This is a genomic window from Paraburkholderia sp. RL18-085-BIA-A, from assembly GCF_046027075.1.
In the GTDB taxonomy this organism is placed as follows: Bacteria; Pseudomonadota; Gammaproteobacteria; order Burkholderiales; family Burkholderiaceae; genus Paraburkholderia.
Map to the genome: position 1 here is coordinate 113135 of NZ_JARESU010000001.1, position 24681 is coordinate 137815.

19 protein-coding genes and 1 tRNA gene are annotated in these 24681 nt (G+C 63.0%); 8 read left to right on the forward strand and 12 right to left on the reverse strand.

The genetic code is table 11. From position 1 onward, the window contains the following. Nucleotides 1-183: 183 nt before the first annotated feature. From P0D89_RS00515 to P0D89_RS00535, 5 genes are all read right to left on the reverse strand, one after another. Nucleotides 184-861, reverse strand: coding sequence for a C40 family peptidase (locus P0D89_RS00515; protein WP_408356943.1), 678 nt, complete (start codon nucleotides 859-861; stop codon nucleotides 184-186). Nucleotides 862-999: 138 nt separating this feature from the next. After that, on the reverse strand, nucleotides 1000-2634 hold the full coding sequence (locus P0D89_RS00520; RefSeq protein ID WP_408356945.1) for an ABC transporter ATP-binding protein: 1635 nt from the start codon (nucleotides 2632-2634) through the stop codon (nucleotides 1000-1002). Then, entirely contained in the window at nucleotides 2631-3737 is a 1107-nt protein-coding gene (locus P0D89_RS00525; RefSeq protein ID WP_408356947.1) for an ABC transporter permease, read from the reverse strand. The genes P0D89_RS00520 and P0D89_RS00525 overlap by 4 nt, the downstream gene beginning before the upstream one ends. Next, complete coding sequence (locus P0D89_RS00530; protein ID WP_408356949.1) at nucleotides 3737-4774, reverse strand: microcin C ABC transporter permease YejB; 1038 nt, start codon at nucleotides 4772-4774, stop codon at nucleotides 3737-3739. Before P0D89_RS00530 ends, P0D89_RS00525 begins: the two co-directional genes overlap by 1 nt. Nucleotides 4775-4843: 69 nt before the next feature. Next, entirely contained in the window at nucleotides 4844-6856 is a 2013-nt protein-coding gene (locus P0D89_RS00535; RefSeq protein WP_408356951.1) for an extracellular solute-binding protein, read from the reverse strand. Between the two features lie 125 nt (nucleotides 6857-6981). Here P0D89_RS00535 and fabI point away from each other — a divergent pair, with 125 nt between their 5' ends. Next, entirely contained in the window at nucleotides 6982-7773 is a 792-nt protein-coding gene (fabI, locus tag P0D89_RS00540) for an enoyl-ACP reductase FabI (RefSeq protein WP_408356953.1), read from the forward strand. 200 nt (nucleotides 7774-7973) lie between these two features. Here the strand turns inward: fabI and P0D89_RS00545 are convergent, their stop codons facing one another. Continuing rightward, complete coding sequence (locus tag P0D89_RS00545) at nucleotides 7974-8321, reverse strand: hypothetical protein (protein WP_408356955.1); 348 nt, start codon at nucleotides 8319-8321, stop codon at nucleotides 7974-7976. Nucleotides 8322-8975: 654 nt separating this feature from the next. Between P0D89_RS00545 and P0D89_RS00550 the strand changes: the two genes are divergently transcribed. Genes P0D89_RS00550 through P0D89_RS00560 form a run of 3 tightly spaced genes read left to right on the forward strand, consistent with a single transcriptional unit; the run spans nucleotide 8976 to nucleotide 13952 of the window. Continuing rightward, nucleotides 8976-10262, forward strand: a complete 1287-nt coding sequence (locus P0D89_RS00550; protein WP_408356956.1) for an MFS transporter — start codon at nucleotides 8976-8978, stop codon at nucleotides 10260-10262. Between the two features lie 18 nt (nucleotides 10263-10280). Further along, nucleotides 10281-12704: a glycoside hydrolase family 31 protein gene (locus tag P0D89_RS00555; RefSeq protein ID WP_408356958.1), complete on the forward strand. Its 2424-nt coding sequence runs from the start codon at nucleotides 10281-10283 to the stop codon at nucleotides 12702-12704. 60 nt (nucleotides 12705-12764) lie between these two features. After that, on the forward strand, nucleotides 12765-13952 hold the full coding sequence (locus P0D89_RS00560) for a porin (RefSeq protein ID WP_408356960.1): 1188 nt from the start codon (nucleotides 12765-12767) through the stop codon (nucleotides 13950-13952). A gap of 395 nt (nucleotides 13953-14347) precedes the next feature. On the opposite strand, the gene P0D89_RS00565 is transcribed toward P0D89_RS00560, so the two are convergent. From P0D89_RS00565 to cysS, 6 genes are all read right to left on the reverse strand, one after another. Further along, nucleotides 14348-14441 (reverse strand) — tRNA-Ser (locus P0D89_RS00565). A 180-nt stretch (nucleotides 14442-14621) separates the two neighbouring features. Further along, nucleotides 14622-15872: an aspartate kinase gene (locus P0D89_RS00570; protein WP_408356962.1), complete on the reverse strand. Its 1251-nt coding sequence runs from the start codon at nucleotides 15870-15872 to the stop codon at nucleotides 14622-14624. 385 nt (nucleotides 15873-16257) lie between these two features. Beyond that, nucleotides 16258-17736: a tRNA lysidine(34) synthetase TilS gene (tilS, locus tag P0D89_RS00575; RefSeq protein WP_408356964.1), complete on the reverse strand. Its 1479-nt coding sequence runs from the start codon at nucleotides 17734-17736 to the stop codon at nucleotides 16258-16260. 48 nt (nucleotides 17737-17784) lie between these two features. After that, nucleotides 17785-18756, reverse strand: coding sequence for an acetyl-CoA carboxylase carboxyltransferase subunit alpha (locus P0D89_RS00580; protein ID WP_408356966.1), 972 nt, complete (start codon nucleotides 18754-18756; stop codon nucleotides 17785-17787). Nucleotides 18757-18880: 124 nt separating this feature from the next. Next, entirely contained in the window at nucleotides 18881-19933 is a 1053-nt protein-coding gene (locus P0D89_RS00585) for an endonuclease III domain-containing protein (RefSeq protein ID WP_408356968.1), read from the reverse strand. 47 nt (nucleotides 19934-19980) lie between these two features. Then, nucleotides 19981-21378, reverse strand: a complete 1398-nt coding sequence (gene cysS, locus P0D89_RS00590) for a cysteine--tRNA ligase (RefSeq protein WP_408356970.1) — start codon at nucleotides 21376-21378, stop codon at nucleotides 19981-19983. A 231-nt stretch (nucleotides 21379-21609) separates the two neighbouring features. On the opposite strand from cysS, the gene P0D89_RS00595 reads away from it, so the two are divergent. The 4 genes from P0D89_RS00595 (at nucleotide 21610) to P0D89_RS00610 (ending at nucleotide 24565) form a co-directional block, all read left to right on the forward strand. Continuing rightward, nucleotides 21610-22410, forward strand: a complete 801-nt coding sequence (locus P0D89_RS00595) for a tetratricopeptide repeat protein (protein WP_408356972.1) — start codon at nucleotides 21610-21612, stop codon at nucleotides 22408-22410. An 89-nt stretch (nucleotides 22411-22499) separates the two neighbouring features. After that, a complete protein-coding gene (locus P0D89_RS00600; RefSeq protein WP_408356974.1) occupies nucleotides 22500-23081 on the forward strand; it encodes a peptidylprolyl isomerase in 582 nt (193 codons plus the stop codon). Nucleotides 23082-23225: 144 nt separating this feature from the next. Continuing rightward, complete coding sequence (locus P0D89_RS00605) at nucleotides 23226-23720, forward strand: peptidylprolyl isomerase (protein ID WP_408356976.1); 495 nt, start codon at nucleotides 23226-23228, stop codon at nucleotides 23718-23720. A 47-nt stretch (nucleotides 23721-23767) separates the two neighbouring features. Next, nucleotides 23768-24565: a UDP-2,3-diacylglucosamine diphosphatase gene (locus tag P0D89_RS00610; protein ID WP_408356978.1), complete on the forward strand. Its 798-nt coding sequence runs from the start codon at nucleotides 23768-23770 to the stop codon at nucleotides 24563-24565. The last annotated feature ends 116 nt before the right edge of the window (nucleotides 24566-24681 follow it).

A 24681-nucleotide genomic window follows, 5' to 3' on the forward strand; every position in this document is an offset into this window, starting at 1 on the left:
AATGCGGGTTGCTGTCGCGACCGGCCTGGGGCACGCAGCGCGGGCCTCGGGCAGCAACGACGCCGATCAGACTGCCACCGAGCCGCGCGAGCGCAGTACGGCTCCGAAACACCCAAATAGAAAAAGCCTGCTTCGAACGAAGCAGGCTTTTTTATCGCTGCAAAACCACCAACTCAGCCAGAATCAGTTGTTGCCGCCGATCGTCGCGGTCACGCGCTTGCGCAGATCTTCGCCTTCCTGGTACGACGCTTCGATCCGGCGCGCGCCGGTGAAGCGTTTTTCCCAGTAGCCGCTATCCAAGTCGTCGACCCGAATCGTGCTGCCCGTGGAGGGCGAATGCACGAACTTGTTGTCGCCGATATAGATGCCGACATGCGAGAACGTGCGGCGCATCGTATTAAAGAACACCAGATCGCCCGGCTTCAGGTCGCTCACGCGAACCTTCTCGCCCACCCGGCTCATTTCCTCGGCACGACGCGGCAATGCCATGCCGAGCGTGTCCTGGAACACGTAGCGGACGAAACCGCTGCAATCGAGCCCCGAATCAGGCGTGTTGCCGCCCCAGCGGTAGCGTACGCCGATCATGTTCAGTGCGCCGACCACCACGTCGCCTGCTTTTCCGGCCATGCCGGACAGGAACGATTTGGCGCCGCCGTCGCTTTCGGGAGCGGCCGTTTGCGCACTGGATGCCGAACTGGAAATGGACGAAAAATTCGACCCGCTGGGGGTCGAATAGGAGGCATTCTGATTAAAACCGCTTACTTCATCGGCGAACGCGCCGGGAGCTGCTGCCATCAAGACGCCAATGAACATCCCGGCGACGACGCGCGTGCAAGCCTGGGTTAGATTTCTGTGCTGCATTGGTCGGTAGTTTTTGCCTAAAAATCAGGGGTCTACGGAAAAAAGTTTGGTCGATACTAGCCAGTAAGTATTCACATGTCAAAACAAATAGAAAAATACAATCGAGATACGCACCCAATTGGTGAAAGGGTTGAAAAATCAATGGTCGCGGGCCGCTTTCAGGAGTTTTCGGGTGTAAGGATGAGCCGGGGTCGCAAAAATTTCCTCGACTTCCCCGGCTTCGACGATGGAACCGTTTTGCATCACCGCGACGCGATGCGCCATTGCCCCGATCACGGCGAGATCGTGGCTGATGAAAACGAAGCCGAGGTTGTACTTCTGTTGCAACCCGGCGAGCAGTTTCAGCACCTGTTGCTGGATCGACACGTCGAGCGCGCTGGTCGGTTCGTCGAGAATCAGCACGCGCGGTTCGAGCACCAGCGCGCGCGCAATCGCGATCCGCTGACGCTGGCCGCCGGAAAATTCATGCGGATAGCGATACAGCACCGTGCGATCGAGGCCGACCTCGCGCAGCACCGCCACCACCTTGTCGCGCCGCGCCTGCGGGGTCATCTGCGGCCGATGCAGAGCGAGCCCTTCGCCGACGATCCGCTCGATCGTCTGGCGCGGCGAAAGCGAGCTGAACGGGTCCTGAAAGACGACCTGCATGTTCGAGCGCAACGCGGTCTGGTCAGCGCCGCGATAGCTGCCGAGCGCCCTGCCCTGAAACTCGATCTCGCCGTGGGCGGTGCGTTGCAGACCGAGCAGCGCCATCGCGAGGGTCGACTTGCCGGAACCCGATTCGCCGACGATCCCGAGCGTCTCGCCCTGGCGCACGGACACGCTCGCGTCGGCGACCGCGCGAAACCGTCCCGAGCGGAACCAGCCGCCGAAGCCCGGCAGCTTCGTTTTGAAATCCACCGAGATCGCGCGCGCCTCGAGCAGCACGGGCGCGATCGGCAGCACCGGCACCACCGTGCGCTGCGGCCGGCTCGCCAGCAGACGCTGCGTGTACGGATGCTGCGGCGACTCGAACACCCGCTCGACCGGCCCGCTCTCGACCAGCACGCCCCGCTCCATCACCGCGATGCGCTGCGCGAAGTGGCGCACCAGATTCAGGTCGTGCGTGATCAGCAGCACGGCCATCCCGCGCTTTTGCGCTTCGTCGCGTTGCAACTCCAGCAGCAGATCGACGATCTGCGCGCGGATCGTCACGTCGAGCGCCGTGGTGGGCTCGTCGGCGAGCAGCAGTCTGGGACGGCACGCGAGCGCCATCGCGATCATCGCGCGCTGCCGTTGCCCGCCCGACAGCTGATGCGGGTAACTGTTCACGCGCTTGCCCGGTTCGGCGATACCGGTGCGCCCCAGCAGTGCGACCGCGCGTTTGCGCGCCTCGCCCGCCGACACGCCGTCGTGCACGACGATGGTCTCCGCAATCTGATCGCCGACCGTATAAAGCGGATTGAGCGCGGTCATCGGTTCCTGGAAGATCATCGCGATGTCCGAGCCGCGCATGCCGCGCATCTCGCGCTCGCTCTTGCCGAGCAGATCCACGCCGTCGAAACGGATCGTGCCGCTCACCTGCGCGTCGCTTAGGAGCCGCAGGATCGACAGCGCGGTCACGCTCTTGCCCGAGCCCGATTCGCCGACCAGCGCCACTCGCTCGCCGCGCTCGATCGCGAGCGTGACATCGCTCACCGCAACGGTGTCGCCGAAGCTCACGCGCAGATGGTCGAGTTCCAGCAGCGGCGGCGCGGGCACCTTTTGCCCGTTGTTCTGAACCGTGGCGCTCATTGGTTGCCTCCGGCGCGCATCGCATCGGAGATGCGGGTATCGAGCGCGTTGCGCAGCGCGTCGCCCATGAAGGTCAGCAACAACAGCATCGCGACCAGCACGCCGAAGGTGGACAACGAAATCCACCATGCGTCGAGATTCGCCTTGCCTTGCGCGAGCAGCTCACCGAGGCTCGGGGTGGGCGACGGCACGCCGAGGCCGAGAAAGTCGAGACTCGTCAGCGCGAGAATCGCGCCGCTCATGCGGAACGGCAGGAACGTGATCACCGGCGTCAGGCTGTTGGGCAAGACGTGGCGCCACATGATCTGCCAGTTCGACAGCCCCATTGCCCGCGCGGCGCGTACGTAATCCTGATGCCGATTGCGCAGAAACTCGGCGCGCACGTAATCGGACAAGCCTATCCAGCCGAACAGCGACAGCAGCACGATCAGCAGAATGAAGCCCGGTTCGAAGATCGACGAGAAAATGATCAGCAGATACAGCTCGGGCATCGCGCTCCAGATTTCGATCAGACGCTGCCCGACGATATCGATACGTCCTCCGAAATAACCCTGCACGGCACCGGCAGCGATTCCCAGTATCGTGCCGATCAGCGTCAGCACGAGCCCGAACTCCACCGACACCCCGAAACCATAGAGCAGCCGGGCGAACAGATCGCGGCCGCGGTCGTCGGTGCCGAGCCAGTTATCGCGCGACGGCGGCGCCGGGTTCGGCGCCTTCGAGAAGTAATTCAGCGTGTCGTAGTAGTAGCGGTTTGGCGGATAGAGCGCGAAATTGCCAGGCGTGTCGAAACGATGCTTGATATACGGATCGAGATAATCGGCCGGCGTCGGGAAATCGCCGCCGAACGTGGTCTCCGCGTAGGTCTTGAAGAGCGGGAAATACAGGTGGCCTTCGTAGCGCACCACAATCGGCTTGTCGTTCGACCACAGCGGGCCCGCGAGGCTCGCCGCGAACGCCACGACGAACACGATCAGACTCCAGTAGCCCAGCCGCTGCTGGCGAAAACGCTGCCACACGCGGCGCGCGGGCGAAGGCGACACGAACGCGCGAACGGGTTCGGCGCGCGCCGCCGCGTCGGCGGAAAGACGGGCTCGATTCATCAGCGCTCCAGTTGTTCGAATTGGATGCGGGGATCGACCCACACATAGCAGAGGTCGGAGATCAGCTTGGTCGCGAGGCCGATCAGCGTGAACAGATACAGCGTGCCGAGCACGACCGGATAGTCGCGGCGCACCACCGATTCATACGACAGCAGCCCCAGCCCGTCGAGCGAAAACAGCGTCTCGATCAGCAGACTGCCGGTGAAGAACGCGCCGATGAACGCCGCCGGAAAGCCGACGATCAGCGGCAACAACGCATTGCGGAACACGTGCTTCCACAGCACGCGCTTTTCGGACAGACCTTTAGCGCGCGCGGTGAGTACGTATTGCTTGCGGATCTCGTCGAGAAAGGCGTTTTTCGTCAGCATCGTGACGACCGCGAAACTGCCCACCACCGAAGCGGTGATCGGCAACGTGATGTGCCACAGATAGTCGACGATCTTGCCGCCCAGACTCAGCTGCGCCCAGTTGTCCGACGTGAGATTGCGCAGCGGAAACAGTTGCAGGAAGGTGCCGCCGCCGAACAGCACGAGCAGCAGCACCCCCAGCACGAAGCCCGGAATCGCGTAGCCGATCAGCACCACGAGGCTCGTCGCGATATCGAAGCGCGAACCGTTGCGCACCGCCTTCGCAATGCCCAGCGGCACCGATATCAGATACGTGAGGAAGAAGGTCCACAGGCCGATGCTGATCGACACCGGCAGCTTCGACACGATCAGCGACCACACGCTTTGATGACGGAAATAGCTTTGCCCGAGGTCGAAGGTCGAGAAGCGCTTGAGCATCAGCACGTAGCGTTCGAGCGGCGGTTTGTCGAAGCCGTAAAGCTGCTTGAGTTGCGCGATCTGTTGTGCGTCGACGCCGCTATGCGCACGCAGACCGAACGGCGCGCCGTTCTCCGCGCCCTTGCGCAACTCGTGCTGCATCTGCTCGACCGGACCGCCCGGCACGAACTGGATCACGGCGAAGGTCAGCGTGAGCACGCCAAGCAAGGTCGGGATCATCAGCAACAGACGTTTGAGGATGTAGCTCCACATGGGCGGCGTTCCGGTGCGAAGTGCGAAGGCGGTGAATGAAATGGCGCGTTGGCGTGGCAGCGGTTCTGGCTACGGCTTTGACGACGAATGCGGCAGTGCTTGCGGCTGTGCCGGTGGCGATGCCTGCGGCTGCTCGTACCACCACATCGACGTGATCCAGCCTTCCGCGCCATAGTACAGCGGCAGCGTTTTCGGCCACGCGAGGCCGCGCTTGAATGCGACCCGATGCGTGCCGCTGTACCAGTGCGGCACCACATAGTAGCCATGCATCAGCAGTCGGTCGAGCGCATGCGTCGCGTCCACCAGTTGCTCGCGCGTCTGCGCATGCACGAGCGCGTTCAGAACAGCATCGACCACGGGCGACTTCAACCCGATCATGTTGTCCGACCCGTTGGTATCGGCGGCCTTGCTGCCGAAGCGCTCGATCTGCTCCGAGCCCGGTACCTGCACGTCGGGCATGCGGATCGTCGTGACGTCGAAATCGAACGCGTCCAGTCGCTTCTGATAGACCGCGTAATCCGCCACCCGAAACGTCGCGGTAATGCCGAGCTTCTGAAGATTACGGATATAGGTCGCGACGATCGGCTCCATCTGCGCGGCCGAGCCTGAGTCATCGAGGATCTCGAACTGGAATGGCTCGCCCTTCGCGTTACGCAACGCACCGTCGCGATAGGTCCAGCCGGCGTCCTGCAACAATGCGCGCGCCTGCAGCAGATTGGCGCGCAGCGAGCCTGGCGGATCGGTATCCGGCTGCTTCGGCGGCGGACCGAACACGGCGGGGTCGAGTTGCGCCCGGAACGGTTCGAGCAAGGCCAGCTCGCCCGGCGATGGCAAACCCTTCGCCTGCAAATCCGTGTTGGCGAAGAAACTGTCGATGCGCCGGTACTGGTTGTAGAACAACTGCCGGTTCAGCCACTGGAAGTCGAGCGCGAGATCGAGCGCCTTGCGCACGCGCACGTCCTGGAACAACGGACGCCGCGTATTCAGCATGAAGCCTTGCATGCCGGTGCCGTTGTGTTGCGGGAACTCACGCTTGATCAGCTCGCCGCTATCAAACTTCTTGCCGACGTCGCGCCGCACCCAGTTGCGCGCGACATACTCGACGAGCGCATCGTATTCGCCGGCCTTGAAGGCTTCGAGCCGCGCCGTGCTATCCGAGTACAGCTTGTAGACGATGCGATCGAAGTTGTTCATGCCGGCGCGCACCGGCAATTCCGCACCCCAATAATTCGGATCGCGCCGATACGTGATCGTCCGGCCGTTGTCGTACTGCTCGATCAGATAAGGTCCGCTGCCGATCGGCTTTTCGAACGCGAGCTGGTCGAACGGAGTGCGGCTGCCGTCCGGCTTCATCCCCCACTTGCGCGAGAACACCGGCATGCCGCCCGCCAGCAGCGGCAGTTCGCGATTGCGCTGGCGAAACTCGAAACGCACCGTCTGCGGATCGACCACCACCGCGCGCGTGATCTCGCCGAAGATCGACGCAAATTGCGGCGCGGCCTGCGGGCTTTTCAGCGTGTCGAGCGAGAACTTGACGTCGTCGGCGGTGACCGGATCGCCGTTCGAAAAGCGCGCGCGCGGATTGATGTGGAAAGTCACCGACAAGCCGTCAGGCGCGACCTCGATGTCATCGGCGAGCAGCCCGTAGGCGGACGCAACCTCGTCGCTGCTGCCGACGGTCAGGCTCTCGAACAGCAGATCCACGCCGGGCGCCGTATTGCCGCGCAGCGTGAACGGATTGAATTTATCGAAGCTCGTGAGACGGCTCGGGTTGGCCAGCACCAGCGTGCCGCCCTTCGGCGCATCCGGGTTGACGTAGTCGAAGTGCTTGAAGCCGGCCGGATATTTCGGCTCGCCGTATTGTGCGATTGCATGGGCCGCGTGGGCTTGCGGCGCGGCAAGCAAACCGGTGATGGCGAGCACGCAAGCTGTCGCGGCAGCGCGCGCCGAACCCCATGCACACCATGAGCACAATGCGCGCCAGGAACGCGGCACCACTGCGAGACCGCTGCGCGAAGGTCCGTGAATCACGCTGCATCGAAATGCACGAGGCGCTTGAACCCGTCGCGAGCCAGTTGTCATAGGGGCCTTGTTGGTCAGTGGGCAATTGCAATGTGAGAGAATTCTACCCAATTAATCCGCGCTGTCCGCGCCTGTGGAGCGCGCCACATTCGCACGCGCGGCGCGGCGATCGTTCAGGAGATTCCATGGGCTTCCTCGCTGGCAAACGTATCCTGCTGACCGGCCTGTTGTCGAACCGTTCGATTGCGTACGGCATCGCGCAGGCCTGCAAGCGTGAAGGCGCCGAGTTGGCGTTCACCTATGTCGGCGAGCGCTTCAAGGATCGCATCACCGAATTCGCCACCGAGTTCGGCAGCGATCTGGTGTTCCCCTGCGACGTCGCCGACGACGCGCAGATCGACGCCCTCTTCGCGTCGCTCAAGCAACACTGGGACGGCCTCGACGGCCTCGTCCACTCGATCGGCTTTGCGCCGCGCGAGGCGATTGCCGGGGATTTCCTCGACGGCATGACGCGCGAAAACTTCCGCATCGCGCACGACATTTCCGCGTACAGCTTCCCCGCGCTCGCCAAGGCCGCGCAGTCGATGTTCACGCCGGACGCGTCACTGCTCACGCTGAGCTATCTCGGCGCCGAACGCGCAATTCCGAACTACAACACGATGGGGCTCGCGAAGGCTTCGCTCGAAGCGAGTGTGCGTTATCTGGCGGTGTCGCTCGGCGCCAAGGGCGTGCGCGTGAACGGCATTTCGGCGGGGCCGATCAAGACGCTGGCCGCGAGCGGCATCAAAGGCTTCGGCAAGATTCTCGAGTTCGTCGAACAGAACGCACCGCTCAAACGCAACGTGACCATCGAGCAGGTCGGCAATACCGCGGCGTTTTTGTTGTCGGATCTGGCGGCCGGCGTGACGGCGGAGATCGTGCACGTCGATAGCGGCTTTAGTGCGGTGGTCGGAGGGATGGCGGCTGTGGCGGAGTGAAGGGCGCGCGCGCGGGTCTGAGGCCGCTTGATCCTGATACTGCTCGATGAAGGCGCCTGCGTTGAATGCACGCGCCTGCCTAACGTCACTGCGATCGTGAAACCGCAAGTGCGGCAGGCATTAAAAAACCGCCCTGTTTTGGGCGGTTTTTTTCAATCTACGACACCAATCTGATCGCGCCGTATCGCTCGCTCTATGGCTTAGTGCCAGCCGCGATGATTGTCGTAGTGATCGTGAGCATAGTTGCCACGACCCGGAGGATGATGGCGATACCAGTCATCACGCGCCCAGTAGCGACGACCGTCCCAGTAGCGGTCGCCATGCCAGCCGACCACGATCGCCGGGCCGCCGTAGTACACGGGCGCCGGTTGATAAATGACGGGCGGCGGAGGCGGCGGAGGCGGTGCGTACACCGGAGCCGGCGCAACGTAGACCGGTGCGGGAATGCCGATATTGACGCCGATGTTCAGCCCACCGGCCATTGCAACACCCGATGCACCCAACGTCAGAACCCCGATCAGAAGCGGAACAAGACGAACGGACTTCATTGATCACCTTTTTGAAGAATGTGTTGTTGCGGCGGAATATAGCGCAAGGCGTCCTTCCGCGTATTTCAAGTTTGTAATAACTGATGCATAACATCGCACGGGCCGTCCACGCGTTACTTCTGGTTACATCGGACAAAGGCCCGGTGAAAAAGTAGAGCGATTGTAACCGAGGCCGTCGCCCGCCGAACTGCCGCCGCCCGCGCATCGTCCGCGCGGCCGGCGTGAAGCTTTTTACTGTGCGCAAACGCCGCAGCCGCCCCGCCGTCCTGCCCTCGGTGAGCCGCCAATCGTGGCGTCATCGCCCATCCCCCCTCTCCGCCTCTCCTCCTCTCCCCCTCTACCCCGCCCTTCCCGGTCGACGCCGGGGCGTCGGTCCGCGCATCGCTAAAAACGAACATTTTATGTTCGAAAGAACATCAAATTCAATAAATATCAATCCCATGTCATCAGACCACTCTATCGCCTCGATCGACCATTTACGAATCTTATCCCATAAAACACGAACTATTTCGTAGAAAAACATGGTTTTCCCTGGTGTCCGAGAGTACCTCAGGTGATACGATGACTTGAATTGGAAATCCAAAAAATGTTCGAATTCGCGCACATCCGCCTGCTGAGCAATCAACCGGCGGACCATGGGCAACGGAGACTGATTTGAAAACAATCGCCGGATTGCGCTGGTGGATCATCGCGCTCGTATGCGCAGGGACGATCGTCAACTATCTGTCGCGCAACTCGCTCGGCGTGATGGCGCCCGAATTGATGAAGCTGCTCCACATGAGCACCCAGCAGTATTCGTATGTCGTGGGCGCCTTCCAGATTGGCTACACCGTGATGCAACCGGTGTGCGGCCTGATCATCGACCTGATCGGCCTGCGGCTCGGCTTCGCGCTGTTCGCCTGCCTGTGGTCGTTCACGGGTGTGTTCCACGGTTTGGCGGGCGGCTGGCTCTCGCTCGCGGCCTTGCGCGGGCTGATGGGCCTGAGCGAGGCCGTCGCCATTCCGGCGGGCATGAAAGTCGTGGCCGAATGGTTTCCCGATCGAGAAAAATCCGTGGCGGTCGGCTATTTCAATGCCGGCACGTCGCTCGGTTCGCTGCTCGCGCCGCCTCTCGTCGTCTTCCTGTCGCTGCGCTACGGCTGGCAAAGCGCCTTTGCCGTGACCGGCGCGCTCGGCTTCTTCTGGGCGGCCGCCTGGTATCTGCTGTACCGCTCGCCGGCCGATCACACGCGCATCAGTGAAGCCGAGCGCGACACCATCAGCCGCGGACAAACGCCGGCCGCGCCGCGTCGCCGCAGCGTTCGCGAGGTATTGAGTACGCGCCACTTCTGGGCCATTGCGCAAGCGCGCTTTTTCGCTGAGCCCGCCTGGCAAACCTTCAGTTTCTGGATTCCGCTTTACCTCGCCACCCAGCGTCACATGGATCTGAAGCAGATCGCGCTGTTCGCCTGGTTGCCCTTTCTCGCCGCCGACCTGGGCGGCCTGTTCGGGGGCTACCTGTCGCCGTTTTTGATGAAACACCTGCGCATGCCGCTGATCCGCTCGCGCATCACGGGGGTCGTGCTCGGCGCGTTGATGATGCTTGGGTCTGCATCCATCGGCCTCGTCGCGTCGCCGTATCAGGCCATCGCGCTTTTTTGCGTAGGCGGCTTCGCGCATCAGATGATTTCGGCGCTCGTGAACACACTGGCCGCCGACGTATTCGACCCGAGCGAGGTCGGCACCGTCGCCGGCTTTGCGGGCATGGCAGCGTGGATCGGCGGGCTGGGCTTTTCGCTGCTGGTCGGCGCGCTGGCCGATTCGATCGGATACACGCCGCTGTTCGGCGCGCTCGGCGCTTTCGATCTCATCGGCGCGACGCTGCTGATCGTTCTGATGCGCGGCGCCTCCCGCGACGCACAGCCGCATCCCGCGCGCAGCAATACCGGCACCACCGCGTGACCTTCCGGAAGACCCATCATGCGTTCACTGACGAACCTGAAACAACCGCCGCGTTTTTCGTTGTCGTCTCATGTCGGCAACCATCTCGTTCTGAGCGCGCAGGCGAACTGCCGCATCGAACTGTTCGTTCTCGCGGAAGACATCATCCGCGTGCTCGTGCTGCCGGACGGTGAAATACACGGCCCACGAAGCTGGGCCATAGCGCCCGGCGCCGACGACGTGGCGCTCGAAGGGCGCGACCGGCGCGACATGAGCGGCTTCACGCCGCCGCCGTTCGCGGTGTCGGGCGATGCCGGCCACGTGGTAGTCGAAACCGCGCGCGTGCGCCTGACGGTCACGCTCGACGGCGGCCTGTGCGCGTGGGACATCCTGCACGAAGACGCCTGGCATCGCGTGATGAACGACCGCCGGACGCAAGCGTATAACTTCGGCTGGTGGGACGAGCGCGTGTATCACTACATCGAGCGCCGCGAGGGCGAAATGTACGTCGGCCTCGGCGAGCGTGCCGGTTCGCTGGATCGCGCTGATCAGAGCTACGAGATGCGCAATATCGACGCCATGGGCTACAGCGCGCGCACCACGGACCCGCTCTACAAACACATTCCGTTCTACGTAACCTGGCAGCCGCACACGTCGACGGGCTTCGGCCTGTTCTACGACACGCTCGCCGATTGCCGCTTCGACATGGGCCGCGAGCTCGACAACTATCACGGCCGCTACCGGTATTTCATCGCCGCGCATGGCGATCTCGACTATTACTTCATCGCGTCGGCGGGCACTCCGCTGCATGCGGTGCGCCGTTTCACGTGGCTGACCGGACGGCCCGCCTGGATGCCCAAATGGGGGCTGGGCTACTCTGGCTCGACGATGAGCTACACCGACGCGCCCGATGCGCAGCAGCGGATGGGCGAATTCATCGAACGATGCAGCGAGCACGACGTGCTGTGCGACTCGTTCCATCTGTCGTCGGGTTACACGTCGATCGGTCCGAAGCGTTATGTATTCAACTGGAATCACGAGAAGTTCCCCGATATCGACGGCTTTGTGCAGAGCTATCTCGCACATAGCGTGCGGCTGTGCGCGAACATCAAACCTTGTCTGCTGCAGGATCATCCTGCGTTCGAAGAAGTCGCACGGGCCGGCCTGCTGATCCGCGCGCGCGACGGCGATCCGGCGTGGGTGCAGTACTGGGACGAAGTCGGCGCCTATCTGGACTTCACGAATCCGCACACCATCGACTGGTGGAAGGCGCGTGTGAAAGACAGCCTGCTGAAGCACGGCGTGGCGGCGACATGGAACGACAATAACGAATTCGAAATCTGGTCGCCGCACGCGCTCGCTCACGGCTTCGGCAACGCGTATCCGGCACACGAGGCGAAGGTGTTGCAAACGCAGTTGATGATGCGTGCGTCTCACGACGCGCAACGCGAGTACGCACCCGAGCGGCGGCCGTTTCTCGTGTCGCGCTCGGGCGGCGTCGGCATGCACCGCTACGTGCAGACGTGGTCCGGCGACAACTACACGTCATGGGAAACGCTGCGTTTCAACCTGAAAATGGGCCTCGGGCTCGCGATGTCGGGCGTGTCGAACAGCGGACACGACATCGGCGGCTTTTCGGGTCCGGCGCCGGGTCCGGAGTTGTTCGCGCGCTGGGTGGCGTTCGGCATCTTCCTGCCGCGCTTTAGCATTCACTCGTGGAACGACGACGGCACGGTCAACGAACCGTGGATGCATCCCGAAGTCACGCAACAGGTGACCGGGTTGATCAAGCTGCGCTACCGGCTCATTCCTTACCTGTACGAACTGCTCTGGCAATCGCATTGCGCGTATGAGCCAGTGTTGCGGCCCATGTTCGCGGAGTTTCCGCACGACCCACGCTGCCTCGTCGACGGCGATGACATGATGCTCGGCTCGTCGATGCTGGTCGCGCCGGTGATCGAGGCGGGCCAGTCCACGCGCGATGTGTATCTGCCCGCGGGCACGAGCTGGGTGTCGTACTGGAGCGGCGAGGCGTTTGACGGCGGCCGGACGGTGACGCTGCCCGCGCCGTTCGAGCAGCCGGTGTTCCTGTTGCGTGAAGGCAGCGTGGTGCCGTTGAACATTGCCGAGCAGCACTTCGGCCATCCCGCCGACGAGCGCGCATTCCTCGCGGTGCCGCACGCCGGCGCCGGCACCACGCGCGGCGGCTGTGTCGAAGACGACGGCGAAAGCGAAGCCTGGCGTACCGGCGCACAAGGCCGCTGGAACGTCGTGCTGACGGGCGATGCGCACACGCTGCGCATTTCGGTCGAGCGCGAAGGCTGGATGCCGCAGCCGCAGCCACAAGTGAGCATCTTCGTGCCGCGACACGAACTACGCGCAATCGTCTGCGCCGGTGGCGCGCTCGCGGGCGACCATCTGTCCGGCGGCTGGCGCTGCCTGACGATTAACCTCGCGCACTAAACAACCGTCAACAGCGGCCTGGCGGATCAGGTCGCTCATTCGATCCGGAGACCCGCAGCCATGAACGCTTCAAAGCGTGCGCGATCACGCGCGTTCGTCCTCTCCTGCCTGCCAATGGCGGGCGCGGCGCTGTCGAGCGCCGCTTCGGCGCAAAGCAGCGTCACGTTGTACGGCGTCGTCGACAACGCGTTCGCCTATGCCAGCAACCAGCATGGGCACGCCAACTTTTACATGAGCCAGGGCAACCTGCAGGCCAGCAAGTTCGGCCTGCTCGGCTCGGAAGACATCGGCGGCGGCACGAAGGCGATCTTCAGACTCGAAAGCGGCTTCAACTCGCTGACCGGTGCGCAGAGCACCGCGGGCTATCTGTTCAATCGGCAGGCCTACGTCGGGCTCACCGATGACCGCTACGGCACGGTGACGCTCGGCCGTCAATATACGCCCTACTTCCAGATGGTCGGCGCACTCGGGCCGACGGGCGTGCTCACGGGCGCGACCGGTGCGCATCCCGGAGATATCGACGCACTCGACACCACGCTGCGCTTCAACAATTCGATAACCTATCTTTCGCCGACCCTGGCAGGATTGCAGATGAGCGCGCAGTACGGGCTGGGCGGCGTGCCGGGCAGCATCGTCAATGGCAGTCATTTCAGCGCGGCCTTTCGCTACGACTACAAGCCGTTTGCGATCGCGGCGGGCTACGTGAAGCTGAAAGACATCGCGACGAGCGCGGCGCTAGGCAGCTTTGCCATCAATTCGCCGGTGAACAACGGCTACGCGACGGCGCGCAGCGCACAGCTGTTCGCCGCGGTCGCCCGCTATAGCCTTCAGGACCTGATGGTCGGTATCAACTATTCGAACGTGCAATACGCGCCGGGCAATGGTTCGCTGTTTTCGAGCAAAGCCGTGTTCAACACGTATGGCGTGGTATCGACCTACCGGATCACGCCAAGCGTGACTGTCGGCGCCGGCTACAGCTATACGCAGGCGAGCAGGGCGAACGGCATCGACGATGCTGCGCGCTATCAGCAGATTTCGCTGGAGCAGACTTGCAACCTCTCCGTGCGCACGACGTTGTATGCGCTGCAGGCCTATCAGCATGCGCGCGGCAAAGCGTTGGTCGCAACGGGTAGCGGCGCAACGAGCATTGTGGATGCGGTGGCGGTGGTCGGCGACTCGCAGAATACGACACCGTCGTCGGGGCCCTCACAGTTTGTCGGGATGGTGGGATTGCGGCACGCGTTTTGACGGCGCCGTCCCCGCAGCGATTGCGGGGATTCGTTGCGTCTGAGCGCCGCAATCAAGGCGTCACGGACGATCTTCCAGGCTGATCCGGATCCTTCAATTTCCATCCGGCAATCGCGAACGCGGAGTTCGATTGCGACGCGCTCCACGCAACGGTTCGCAGCATCGTTGCCCGCTTCATAGACGATTACACCTTCGCTGACGACACAGGGAAGCCATCGCAGTAATCCTGATCATTGGAGCCGCGATGGTGTGATGGTGATCCCTGCAACGATGGCAGCGAGTGTTGCCGACCTGGCCATCAAATGTGGACGAAACGACGACGCGCCCGCTAGGTTGGTGGCCCGAAAAAACAAAACCCCGCAGAGCCGAGACTCTGCGGGGTTTGCCGCCATCACTGGCGGAGACGGAGGGATTCGAACCCTCGATCCAGGTTTTGGCCCAGATGCTCCCTTAGCAGGGGAGTGCCTTCGACCTCTCGGCCACGTCTCCCAAACTTTCTGTCGCACAGGGAGTCAGTGCGACGAAGCCAAGATAATAGCGGGCCGAACCTCGAAGGTCAATGTCTGAAGAACACTTTTTGTGCCAGCTTTGTCATTGCCGATGCAATTTGTTCTCATCGGCCGCGCAAAACAAACGGGGCGCTTTGAAGCGCCCCGTTTTTCATGCCATTTACGCCTGATCCAGATCAAACGCCTTATGCAGCGCGCGCACGGCGAGCTCCATGTACTTCTCGTCGATCAGCACCGAAATCTTGATTTCGGAAGTCGAGATCATCTGGATGTTGATGCCTTCTTCCGACAGCGTGCGGAACATCGTGCTCGCGATGCCGACGTGCGAACGCATGCCGACGCCGACCACCGACACCTTCGACACCTTCGGATCGCCCAGCACCTGCTCCGCCTGCACGTGGCCCTTCACCTGGCCGGTGAGGATGTCCATCGCGCGCTGATAGTCGCCGCGGCCGACCGTGAACGTGAACGCCGTTTTACCTTCGACGCTCTGGTTCTGGATGATCATGTCGACGTCGATATTCGCGTCCGCCACCGGGCCGAGAATCTGATACGCGATGCCCGGCTTGTCGGGCACGCCCATCACGGCGATACGAGCTTCGTCGCGCTGAAACGCAATGCCCGAGATGACTGCTTTTTCCATGGTCTCATCTTCTTCAAAAGTAATCAGGGTGCCCGACTTCATTTCAGCGTCGAGCGGCATCAGCGGATCGGTCAGGCTCGACAGCACGCGTGTCTTCACCTGATACTTGCCGGCGAATTCCACCGAGCGGATCTGCAGCACCTTCGAACCCAGGCTGGCCATTTCCAGCATTTCTTCGAACGTCACGCGATCGAGCCGGCGCGCTTCTTCGACCACGCGCGGGTCGGTCGTGTATACACCGTCGACGTCCGTGTAAATCAGGCACTCATCGGCGTTCAGCGCGGCCGCGACCGCAACCGCCGAGGTATCCGAGCCGCCGCGGCCGAGCGTGGTGATATGGCCGTCCGGGTCGATGCCCTGGAAGCCGGTGATCACCACCACCCTGCCCGCGTCGAGATCGCGCAGCACGCGCTCGCCGTCGATTTCGCTGATGCGCGCTTTCGTGAACGCGCTGTCCGTCCTGACCGGCACTTGCCAGCCGGCATAGCTGACCGCGTCGACGCCGGCTTCCTGCAGCGCGATGGCGAGCAGTCCCGAACTGACCTGCTCGCCCGTGGCGGCGATCATGTCGAGTTCGCGCGGGCTCGGTTGAGTCGTGATTTCTTTCGCGAGACCGAGCAAGCGGTTGGTTTCGCCGGACATTGCCGACGGCACGACGACCATCTTGTGGCCGGCCTTGTGCCATTTCGCGACGCGCTTGGCGACGTTCTTGATGCGCTCGACCGAGCCCATCGAGGTGCCGCCGTATTTATGTACGATGAGTGCCATTGTCGTTCTGAACTGGAAGAGAAACCGCGCTGGCGCGCTGGAGACAACCGCACAAAAGCACAGGGAGCGCAACGTCTTGTGAACGACGGCAGAGTGTGTGGCGGCGTAAATGCAGCGCGCGTGCAGCACGCGCGGATTTGCCCGGAAATGATCGCTAATGGCTTAACGGAAACGACGGATCACGCTCGCAAACCGGCGATAGCGACAAAAGCGACGGCGAAATCGGGTCGGGCAAACACGTAAACCTACCCGATTGGGGGCAAAAAGACAAGCCGCGCCGGCCATCGCAACGTGGAGAATTGGCGCTGCAAAGGCCTGTTTCATGCGGCTTTGCGCCCTATTTCGAGGTTTGGCGCGTCGCTCACCGGGCAGTCCAACCGTCCGGTCAGGCAAGCAACAGATCTTCGCGCCAGATGATTCTGATGCGCGCTTCAGCGGGGTCGGCCGGGTCGGTCAACGCCGCGCGGTTCACGCCGAGCAGAGGCACGAACAGTAGTTCGTCGCCGACGTAAAGCAGCGGCACGTCGCGCTTCCACGCAGGAATGCGGCGCTCCTGGAAGAGGTTCTTCAAGGTCCGGTTCGGTGCGTTTGGCGAGTCGGCCGTGCGCATCCGTTCGCCGCCGCTGCGCGATCTTGCGTTCAACAACGCGCGTTGCAGGACGCTGATGGGGATGGAGTCGCGATTGGACGCGTGGGGGTTCGCATCTGAGGCGGCCGCACGTTCATTGCCTGTCGCCGCATCTACCACTGCAAACACAAACGTGCCCCGCCATTGCGGCAAATGCCACACGGACTCTCCGTGCCACGCGAGTTCGCTGATCTCGCGCACGGCGAGCGCGGTTTCGTCTGCGGGCTCGCCGCTGTCTCCTGCTTCCCAATAGACGAGGCCGCGATAGCTGCGCAACGCCTGTCCCGCATGATCGATACGCAATCGATGACCCTCGCCCGCCGCGCCCACTTCACGCAGTTGACGCAGTGCATCGGTCAAGCGCGCGCTGGACGCCGCGACGAGCCCCAATGTGCGCATCCAGTAGCGCAGCAGGTTGAGTGCGCGATCGTCGTCGAGTGCGAGCAGCGCACTCTCCGAGAGCGCACGCCCTTCGTCCTCGGCTGCCGCATCCATGTCGATGCGCGCGAGCACATCGAGCAACCGCTGCGCCGATGCCGCATGCGCGGCCGTACGCGCGAGCGCGTCGCGAAAACCGGGAAAGTGGACGGTAAGCGCCGGTGTCACCTCGTGACGCAATGCATTGCGAGCGTAGCGGGTGTCCGCGTTCGACTCGTCGTCGATCCAGTCCAAAGCGTGCTCGCTCGCGTATTGCTCGAGTTGCGCGCGCAGGATGTGAAGCAAGGGCCGCACACGCGTCGCGCACGCCCCCGCCGCGAGAAATTCCGGCGCCATCGCCGCAAGACCCGCGAGACCGGCACCACGCAGCAATTGCAGCAGCACGGTCTCGGCCTGGTCGTCCGCGTGCTGCGCGAGCCATAACGTATGCACGCCGTGAGCCGCACACATTGCATCCAAAGCGCGATAGCGCGCATCGCGCGCCGCCGCTTCGACACTCACGCCGGTGGCGCGCGACACCTCGACGCGCCGCGCGTCGAATTCGACCGCTCGCTCGCGCGCAAACGCCTGACAATGCGCTAGCCACGCATCGGCATGAGGACTCAACCCGTGATGCACGTGCAGCGCGACACAACGCGACGCGCCCGCGACACGCACCGCGGCATCGAGTAAGACTGTCGAATCGACGCCGCCGCTGAACGCCACCGCAATGCGCGCGCTAGCGGGAAGCGCGGACAGCGCCAGGCCGACGGCCTCGATGACGAGGCGGTCGGCAGGCGTTTCAGCGGTGGTGGTCACGTCGCTAGCGCGTGAAGCGCCGAAGGACGAAAGAGAACGCGCGCGGGCTTACGCACCCGGCGTCGTTTCCTTGAACTTGCCGTACGACATCAACCGTTCGAAACGGCGTTGACGCAGGTCGTTGATGCTCATGCCCTGGAACTGACGGAGCGAATCGGCGAGCGCACGGCGCAGCATCGCGGCCATGCCCTTCGGATCACGATGCGCGCCGCCGAGCGGCTCGTTGACGATCTTGTCGATCAGACCGAGCGCCTTCAAACGATGCGCGGTCAGCCCGAGCGCTTCCGCGGCTTCCGGCGCTTTCGCGGCGCTCTTCCACAGAATCGACGCACAACCTTCCGGCGAAATCACCGAGTAGGTCGAGAACTGCAGCATCAGCACGCTATCGCCGACAGCGATCGCGAGCGCACCGCCCGAACCGCCCTCACCGATGATCGTTGCGATCAGCGGCGTCTTCAGTTCGGCCATCACGTACAGATTGTGGCCGATCGCTTCGGACTGGCCGCGCTCTTCCGCGCCGATGCCCGGATACGCGCCCGGCGTGTCGATGAACGTGAAGATCGGCAGGCTGAATTTTTCGGCGAGACGCATCAGACGCTCGGCCTTGCGATAGCCTTCCGGACGTGGCATGCCGAAGTTGCGCAGCGCGCGCTCCTTCGTGTCGCGGCCCTTCTGATGACCGATCACCATGCAGGCCTGGCCATTGAAACGCGCGAGGCCACCGACGATCGACAGGTCGTCCGCATAGCTGCGGTCGCCGTGCAGTTCGTGGAAATCGGTGAACAGCTCGTTCACGTAGTCGAACGTGTACGGGCGCTGCGGATGGCGGGCAATTTGCGAAACCTGCCACGGCGTCAGGTTTGCGTACAGATCTTTGGTGAGCTGTTGACTCTTCTTGGACAGCCGCTCGATTTCTTCCGAAATATCGACGGCCGAATCGTCCTGCACGAAGCGCAATTCTTCGATCTTCGCTTCGAGTTCAGCGATCGGCTGTTCGAAATCCAGAAAGGTGGTCTTCATTGGTTGTAATCCTTGGACTTACCGGCAGCGCGTATTCTAACCGCGCGCGCCGATGTCAAAACCATTTCTCAACTATCGGACCTCAATAATCCATAGCTTTCGAAACGGCCTCGTTTCTTGTTCTTCAGTAGTCGACCGGCAACGGATCAAGACTACGCCACATGTACCAGGTGGCGACGGTGCGCCACGGCTCCCAGTTCGCGGCGACCTCGCGCGCTTCACTGCGCGTCACCGGTTCGCCGCTGAAATAGTTCACGCTGATCGCGCGGATCAGCCCGAGGTCGTCGAGCGGGAGCACGTCGGGCCGCGACAGATTGAAGATCAGGAACATCTCCGCGGTCCAGCGGCCGATGCCGCGAATCTGCGTGAGCTCGGCGATCACCGCCTCGTCTTCCATCGACGTCCACTTGCCGACGTGCAACGCACCCGACACAAAATGCTGCGCGAGATCGAGCACGTACTCGGCCTTGCGTTTGGACAGGCCGCACGCGGTCAGCTTCTCCTGACCGAGCTTCATGAACTGCTGCGGCACCAGCTTCGGACACGCGGCCTCGACCTTCGCCCACACCGCCTGCGCGGACGCGACCGAAATCTGTTGCCCGACCACCGAGCGCGCGAGCGTGACGAACGGATCGCCACGGCTCAACAAATGCACCGGGCCGAATTTCGGAATCAGTTTCTTCAGTATGCGATCGCGCTTGACGAGGTCCGCACAGGCCTTGTCCCAATACGCGGGACGCGTGACCTCAGGCGTGAGGCCGCCGATCTGCACCGGCACCGCGACTTCGCTCGCGCTCGCCGCTTCGCCACCCGCGCTCGCCGACGCGCGCGTCTTGCGCACCACTTCGCCCGCAGTCGCATCGCGCGCGAGCTCCTGCACGTCGCCTGCCAACTCGGCCGGCAATACGCCATTGCTTTTCGCGCGCGACGCCTTCGCGCGCTTCGCAACAGGCGCGTGCGCCGAGGTTCCGTTGAGCGCGCGTTTGACTGCGGCCTTTTTCGTCGGCCCCGCCGTCGCGCCCATCCCGGTTTTCGCGATCACCCCTGCTGCCTTCGACGATGCTTTCTTTACCGTGCCGCTGCCCGCGCGAGCCGACGTGCGTGTCGGTTTTGCCCCAGCTGCCGCGTTTGTTTGAGACGTGGCCCGTTTAGCCGGCGTCTTCGTGGCCGTTGCCATCCTGCCTCCTGCCTGGCGAGTCGATCAGAGGGAAGTACGAGGTGCGCTCACACGCGCCGCCACTCGGTCAACCCGCCGGGTTTGTCTTCAAGTGCAACGCCGGCCTCGAGCAATTCGGCCCGGATCCGGTCTGCTGCCGCATAGTCCTTCGCCTGCTTGGCGGCCACGCGCGCGGCGATCTTCGCCTCGATCGCGGCGGGCTCGAGCGCACCTTGCGCTGCGGCGCCCGCGGCCTGCTGCAGATATGCACGCGGCTCGCGGCCGAGCAGTCCGAGCACCGCGCCGAGCGAGCGCAATTGACGGGCCAGCGCGGGGTCGCGCGTGCGGTTCACTTCAGTTGCCAACTCGAACAACACCGACACTGCAACCGGCGTGTTGAAGTCGTCGTTCATGGCCGCCCGGAAACGCTGCGCATGCGCTTCGTTCCAGTCGAGTTCCGCGTCGTCCGGCGCGACGTCCTTCAGCGCGGTGTACAAACGCGCGAGTGCGTTGCGAGCGTCGTCGATATGCACGTCACTGTAGTTCAACGGCGAACGGTAGTGGGCGCGCGCAATGAAAAAGCGCACGACCTCTGCATCGTACTGCGCCAGCACTTCGCGAATCGTAAAAAAATTGTTCAACGACTTCGACATCTTCTCATTGTCGATCTGTACGTAGCCGTTGTGCATCCAGTAATTGACGAACGTTTGACCGGTAGCGGCTTCACTTTGGGCGATTTCGTTTTCGTGGTGCGGAAACTGCAGGTCCTGGCCGCCGCCATGAATGTCGAACTGTTCGCCGAGCAGCGTGCAGCCCATTGCCGAGCACTCGATATGCCAGCCTGGACGGCCGCGCCCGTACTTCGAATCCCAGCCGGTGTCGGCGGGCTCGTCCGGTTTCGCCTGTTTCCACAACACGAAGTCGAGCGGGTCCTGCTTCGCGTCGTTGGCCGCGACGCGTTCGCCCGCGCGCAGATCTTCGAGCGACTTGCCCGACAGCTTGCCGTAGCCCGCGAACTTGCGCACCGCGTAGTTGACATCGCCGTCGCTTGCCTGGTACGCGTAGCCGTTCGCCTCGAGCGTCTCGATCATGCCGAGCATCTGAGGAATGAAGTCGGTCGCACGCGGTTCGATGTCCGGACGCTGGATGCCGAGCGCGTCCGCGTCTTCATGCAACGCGGCGATGAAGCGGTCGGTCAGCGACTTGATCGTCTCCCCGTTCTCGACGGCGCGGCGGATGATCTTGTCGTCGATATCCGTGATGTTGCGCACGTAGGTCACGTCGTAGCCGAGCGTGCGCAGCCAGCGCTGCACGATGTCGAACACGACCATCACCCGCGCATGACCGACGTGACAATAGTCGTACACGGTCATCCCGCAGACGTACATCCGCACGACGCCTTCTCGCAGCGGCACGAAAGTTTGCTTGTCACGCGCGAGCGTGTTGTAGATGCGCAGTGATTCCATAGAGAACGGTGCGTGGGCCGAAAGAAATCCGCATTGTGTTTCATGCGCGCCGCGCCCCGCGAACAGGACGGCGGTGCGTCGCATACAGCAAAACCGGTGCATCTGGTGCGGCGGTCAGGCTGCGATCAAGGCGGAGACGACCACGAGTGGCGAAAAGACAGTCGGCGGTTCGACGGAACCCGCAGACCTTTTGTTAGAATGGGTCGGAGTATAACATCCAGACCCAAGCCTATGAAACCTTCCAGCGGCCGCGCGCGCAGCGCTGCGACCCTCGTCGCGACGGCGTTCAATGGGCTCACGCGCGGCCTTGCCCGCGGTGTTGCCCATGATGCGACGCGCGCCCTCACCTTGCGCGTCACCGTTGCTGCCGCCCTTGCGGTCCTGCCGGCTGCGGCGGTCTATGCGCAGAAGGCCCCCGTCATGCCGCAAGGCCCCGCGGTGCGCGACAACACGCCGGACGTCGACGCATCGATCGCGCAGAAAAACTGGCAAGCGTCGCTCGCGCAACTCGACGCGCACATCGCGGCGAATCCGCGCGACGCCCAGGCGAAGTTCAAGCGCGCCACGGTGCTCGCTCACCTGAATCGCGACGACGAAGCGATCGCCGCCTTCACCGAACTCACGCAGACCTACCCCGAATTGCCCGAGCCGTACAACAACCTGGCGGCACTGTACGCGAAGCAGGGCAATTTCGCCGAAGCGCGCGCCGCGCTCGAAACGGCCACCAAGGTCAATCCGGGCTACGGTCTCGCGTACGAAAATCTTGGCGACCTGTATCTGCGCATGGCCAACGAGGCCTACCGTCACGCGCAGAATCTCGGCAAGGCCAGCGCCACGACCACGCAGCGTCTCGCGGACATCCAGAAGATCGTGTCGCCGCCCAAGACCCCTGCGCCGCCGAAGCAGGCCGAGGTGCCGGTCGACAACTACACGAACCGCGCCACCTCGAACATGACGCAAACGCCGAGCTTCCAGTTCGGCGGCGCGAACGGCTCGCTCGCGATGCCGCCGTACATGGCGCCGTCGCAATAACGCCGGCACGTTGTCGGCATCACGCATCGGCACCATGCGTTTTCGGCACGACATTAAGGCACCACGTTTTTCCAACCCCGAGGATCTTCATGAAATGGTTGATGTTGGCGCTCGGCAGCGCCGCCCTGATCGCAAACGCACCCGCCTTTGCCCAGTCCGGTTCACAAGCCGCGCATCCGTCCGTCCTGCTCAAGACATCGGAAGGCGACATCCGCGTCGAGTTGTATCCTGAGAAAGCGCCGAAGACGGTCGCCAACTTTCTCGACTACGTGAAGTCCGGCCAGTACAACGGCACGATCTTCCATCGCGTGATTCCGGGCTTCATGGTCCAGGGCGGCGGCTACACGCAGAGCTTTGCGGAGAAGCCCACGCGCGCGCCGATTCCGCTCGAGAGCCGCAACGGTCTGAAGAACATGGCCAGCACGCTCGCGATGGCGCGCACCAGCGATCCGAATTCGGCCACCGCGCAGTTCTTCATCAACACGGTGGACAACGCCAATCTCGACTATCCGAATCCGGACGGCAACGGTTACGCGGTGTTCGGCAAGGTCACGAGCGGCATGGACGTCGTGAAGAAGATCGAAGCCACGCCCACCACCACGCGCGGCCCGATGAGCGACGTGCCGAAAACGCCGGTCGTGATCCAGTCGGCCACGGTGGTCGGCAAGTAAGCGAACGCGAGCACAGCTGAATACGCACCTGAACGCGCGCCTGACTACGCGCTAGTGCACAATCCACGCCCCGGCGCGGTCCGTCGTCAACCCATCACGACTCGCCGCGCCTCTTACCCACCCCGTTCATCAAAGGATTCCATCATGGTTGAACTGCATACAAACCACGGCGTCATCAAACTCGAACTGAACGCTGAAAAGGCGCCGAAGTCGGTTGAAAACTTCCTCAACTACGTGAAGGCCGGCCACTACGACAACACGGTGTTCCACCGCGTAATCGACGGCTTCATGATCCAGGGCGGCGGCTTCGAACCCGGCATGAAGCAGAAGCCGACGGCCGAGCCGATCAACAACGAAGCGAATAACGGCCTGAAGAACGTCAACGGCTCGATCGCGATGGCGCGCACCAACGACCCGCATTCGGCGACCGCGCAATTCTTCATCAACGTGAACGACAACGACTTCCTGAACCACTCGTCGCCGACACCGCAGGGCTGGGGCTACGCGGTGTTCGGCAAGGTGGTCGACGGCATGGATGTGGTCGAGAAGATCAAGAAGGTCAAGACGGGTTCGAAGGGCTTCCATCAGGACGTGCCGGCCGACGACGTCGTGATCGAAAAGGCTGTGATCGTCGACTAAGGGTCAACCGAGCGTCGATTCGTTCGAACTGGAATCAGGCACCTTCAATGCTGCAAGAAACGCCGCTGCGAAGCGTCGCCGCGGGCGTGCCTGGCGAGGGCAAACGCCCGCACGCCGCGCGCCCGTTTTTTTTCCTCTCCGACATTCATTTGGGCGAGGCGATTCCGCACACGGTCGCCGCGTTCGAACATTTCATTCGCGTCACCGCCGAGCAGGCGGATTCGGTGTTCATTCTCGGCGATCTGTTCGAGTACTGGGTCGGCGACGACATGCTGGCCGAGCCGTTCGTCGCGCGTATCGCGGCGCTGCTGCATACGCTGTCGGAGCGCGGCATCGCGCTTTACCTGATGCACGGCAACCGCGACTTTCTGCTCGGCAAGCGCTTCATGAAAGCGGCCGGCGCGATCTGGCTGCCCGACCCGTTCGTGATCACCGCATTCGGCACACGCGTGGCGCTCGCGCACGGCGACGGGCTGTGCAGCGCGGACCGCGGTTATCAGTTCTTCCGGCGTTTTGCGCGCAATCGTTTCGCGCAGATGCTGTTTCTCGCGTGGCCGTTTCGCTGGCGTCAGAAGCTCGCCGAGAACATGCGCTCGAAAAGCGAATCTGGCCGCTTGCGGCCGGTGTCGATGAAGTACAACGTGACGCCAAAGGCCGTAGCCGCGTTGTTCAAGGCGTCGAAGACCGCGACGATCATTCACGGACACACGCACCTGCCCGCGCGGCATCGCGAGCCGGGCGGCACGCGCTGGGTGCTGCCGGATTGGGACCTCGATCACGGCACGCGGCGTGGCGGGTATCTGCGGATTGATGCAGATGGGATTCGGGCGTTGCCGCTGGATTGAGACTGGTCTTGGCGCGGCTTCTTTGCTTCAGGCTTCCGTTGCCTCAAGCCTCACTTGCGCGAGGCCGTGTTGTGCGAGGCTGGCTTGTCGTCTGAAGCTGATGGGCGTGAAGCTCG

Coding starts and splice junctions, on each gene's coding strand:
- P0D89_RS00520 (WP_408356945.1), bottom strand. CDS start 2,634: ATGAGCGCCACGGTTCAGAACAACGGGCAAAAGGTGCCCGCGCCGCCG.
- P0D89_RS00535 (WP_408356951.1), bottom strand. CDS start 6,856: ATGACAACTGGCTCGCGACGGGTTCAAGCGCCTCGTGCATTTCGATGC.
- P0D89_RS00570 (WP_408356962.1), bottom strand. CDS start 15,872: ATGGCACTCATCGTACATAAATACGGCGGCACCTCGATGGGCTCGGTC.
- P0D89_RS00545 (WP_408356955.1), bottom strand. CDS start 8,321: ATGAAGTCCGTTCGTCTTGTTCCGCTTCTGATCGGGGTTCTGACGTTG.
- P0D89_RS00515 (WP_408356943.1), bottom strand. CDS start 861: ATGCAGCACAGAAATCTAACCCAGGCTTGCACGCGCGTCGTCGCCGGG.
- P0D89_RS00605 (WP_408356976.1), top strand. CDS start 23,226: ATGGTTGAACTGCATACAAACCACGGCGTCATCAAACTCGAACTGAAC.
- P0D89_RS00595 (WP_408356972.1), top strand. CDS start 21,610: ATGAAACCTTCCAGCGGCCGCGCGCGCAGCGCTGCGACCCTCGTCGCG.
- P0D89_RS00530 (WP_408356949.1), bottom strand. CDS start 4,774: ATGTGGAGCTACATCCTCAAACGTCTGTTGCTGATGATCCCGACCTTG.
- P0D89_RS00525 (WP_408356947.1), bottom strand. CDS start 3,737: ATGAATCGAGCCCGTCTTTCCGCCGACGCGGCGGCGCGCGCCGAACCC.
- fabI (WP_408356953.1), top strand. CDS start 6,982: ATGGGCTTCCTCGCTGGCAAACGTATCCTGCTGACCGGCCTGTTGTCG.
- P0D89_RS00610 (WP_408356978.1), top strand. CDS start 23,768: ATGCTGCAAGAAACGCCGCTGCGAAGCGTCGCCGCGGGCGTGCCTGGC.
- P0D89_RS00600 (WP_408356974.1), top strand. CDS start 22,500: ATGAAATGGTTGATGTTGGCGCTCGGCAGCGCCGCCCTGATCGCAAAC.
- P0D89_RS00580 (WP_408356966.1), bottom strand. CDS start 18,756: ATGAAGACCACCTTTCTGGATTTCGAACAGCCGATCGCTGAACTCGAA.
- P0D89_RS00555 (WP_408356958.1), top strand. CDS start 10,281: ATGCGTTCACTGACGAACCTGAAACAACCGCCGCGTTTTTCGTTGTCG.
- P0D89_RS00560 (WP_408356960.1), top strand. CDS start 12,765: ATGAACGCTTCAAAGCGTGCGCGATCACGCGCGTTCGTCCTCTCCTGC.
- P0D89_RS00585 (WP_408356968.1), bottom strand. CDS start 19,933: ATGGCAACGGCCACGAAGACGCCGGCTAAACGGGCCACGTCTCAAACA.
- cysS (WP_408356970.1), bottom strand. CDS start 21,378: ATGGAATCACTGCGCATCTACAACACGCTCGCGCGTGACAAGCAAACT.